General features: G+C 62.3%; 2 protein-coding genes. Both read right to left on the bottom strand.

Annotated features, from left to right (window positions below; all coding sequences use genetic code 11):
• Nucleotides 1–268: 268 nt before the first annotated feature.
• The gene (locus KBX18_RS11670; RefSeq protein ID WP_255996265.1) at nucleotides 269–1,750 is read right to left on the bottom strand and encodes an SCO6880 family protein; all 1,482 of its coding nucleotides are present in this window, start codon (nucleotides 1,748–1,750) and stop codon (nucleotides 269–271) included.
• A gap of 47 nt (nucleotides 1,751–1,797) precedes the next feature.
• The coding region (locus KBX18_RS11665) for a hypothetical protein (RefSeq protein WP_255996264.1) at nucleotides 1,798–2,082 on the bottom strand (285 nt) is incomplete at its 5' end.

Genomic DNA, 2,082 nt, shown 5'->3' with positions numbered 1-2,082 from the left:
TGAACCGCTGTGCGGCACAGGTTGCTACCACCGATTCATCGGCATGTACCTCTGTTCTCCACTGCGCCACCGCTTCAGTCGTGAGGGCTGCCGCGTTCGTCAACCGAACTGCCAGCGTGGCTTCGCCTGCATGACCTGGGAGGACTACTCCCAGCCGGAACCCGCGCGCGTCGCGCTCACTTCCAAGCCGCATACCGGCCACAGCCGGGTGAGCAATCCCCTCGACGGGCGTGTTGCGGCGTCTGAAGATTCGTCCCATGGTTATTCCCTAGATCAGTTCCGTCGTCTCGTTCTGCCACGGCACTTGCCCCACCCCACAGGTGGTCACAAAGCCCGTATCTTGCTGGCGCGCCATCTTGTGCAGACGCACACTTGCCCCCGAACCGAGCTGCACCACGTCATGCTCGACCCGGTCTAGATCGTTTTCATCGGTGACCGTCGCGGTGACGAACAGCGAATACTTTCCCAACTGTGCGCCGCGTGCCTGCGCTCGACGTGCTGCTTCGGTGTGCTCTAGACGCAACTCGGCATTAGCAGACCGGATCGACTTTGAACTGTTGGCCGCCACCATTGCGTCACGGTGCTCACCCTCCACCCGACTGACACCTTTGCCTGCCTCGAATGGTCGGTACACCAGCGCTACACGCTTACGCTCGATCCGCTCGTGCGGAGCAAGCAGGCCTGTAAGCAGGCCATCTTCAAATGTCGCGCGCGGCGCATCCCGCATTTCCCATGTCACCGACGTACAGCCCTCATGCTCATAGGTCTGGGTGCCCACCCGCGCGTACCCAGGTCCAGCATCTTCCCAGTCCATGCCGTGAGAGATGCCCATCACACTGAGTTCTTCAAAGTCCGGCTCGGTCGGCGGATTATAGAACTGATGGACCCGCGCAATCGTGTCGTCGGCGTCCATCGGGGATGCGATGATCCCTGCCCAACCCAGCTGCCGGTACAAACCCGGCAACCGGGTTGCCATGGTGTCAAGGAAGGCATTGTCCTTCAACGCTTCACCATCGACATGAAATGTCACGGCGATATGCGAGACAATCTCCGGCACCCCGATAGACAACGTTTCTCCAGCTTCTTGCATTACGCGCGCCGCGATCGGGGGAATATCCTCCCCCACGATGGAACTGACCTCTTGGGCCACCAACTGCCCGGTGCCCGGACGCACCGCAATAACGGTGGCGACATGCTCTACATCGCCAGACAACGACAGCATCGCCAGCCAACGCGCCCATTCCGCAGTCTTCATATTGCGCTCTTCCTGCGTCATCGGGGTCTGTCCTGTCATCTGACAGTCAAAGAGCACCGTGACCGTTCGCGCCGGCGCATCGACAATCGCAGCGAAAGGCTGGTGATCAGAATCGATCCCGCCGACCAGGTAGGTGCGGGCGAGTCCACCGGGCAGACGGTGGAACCCGCCTGGCACCTTCGACAGCTCGCCGGACAGGTACACATCCTCTCCACTTCGACGCCGGGTGGTGTGCTGAAAAGCCATCCGCCCCATCTTCGCTAGCGAGCGGTTGCCCCATTCCAGCGTCACAACCGCTGCAATCAATGCCGTCACGAGCAGCACAACCAGCCCGACCTGCAGGCCTAAACCAGCCAACTGGGCGAGAAGGAAGATCATGAACCCGGCAGCGATCACCGATGTGGTGAGCATCGACAACCCGCCCAACCCTGTACGGCGCGGGGGCTGGCCGAGCGAGTACTGCGGAACCTCGACTTCCTTGTCACGTTCTGCCATGCTGTGCTCCTTCCCTTACCTGTGTGCCTGCCCGGCGTAGTTGCCTACTACACCGATGGAATCGTCAAAGAGTTGTTGTGAGCGGTACGCCGCCCCGCTGCCCTGCCGCAGGGCGCCGCCTGCTGCGGTAGATGCCGTGCCGACCGCCGATAGAGCGCTTCCTGTCCCGCGCGCCATTGCGCGGCCCGCTGCACCTGTTCCTCGGGCCACTGCGCGGCCCGTCGCTGCTGCTTTCTGTGCAGCACCACCTCGACCGCGACTACCGGTCGTCGCCCCTCGTGAGCCACCTGTTTGTGCGGCACCGCGTGCACCGCCGCCACCTGTTTGCGTGG

Source organism: Corynebacterium sp. CCUG 69979 (genome assembly GCF_024454095.1).
In the GTDB taxonomy this organism is placed as follows: domain Bacteria; phylum Actinomycetota; class Actinomycetes; order Mycobacteriales; family Mycobacteriaceae; genus Corynebacterium; species Corynebacterium genitalium.
Note: the sequence above shows the minus strand (reverse complement) of the source record. Positions and strands in the feature narration are given on the sequence as shown.

What these genes read in the sequence shown, in the direction of transcription:
- KBX18_RS11670 (WP_255996265.1), bottom strand. Translation starts at nt 1,750, where the DNA reads ATGGCAGAACGTGACAAGGAAGTCGAGGTTCCGCAGTACTCGCTCGGC.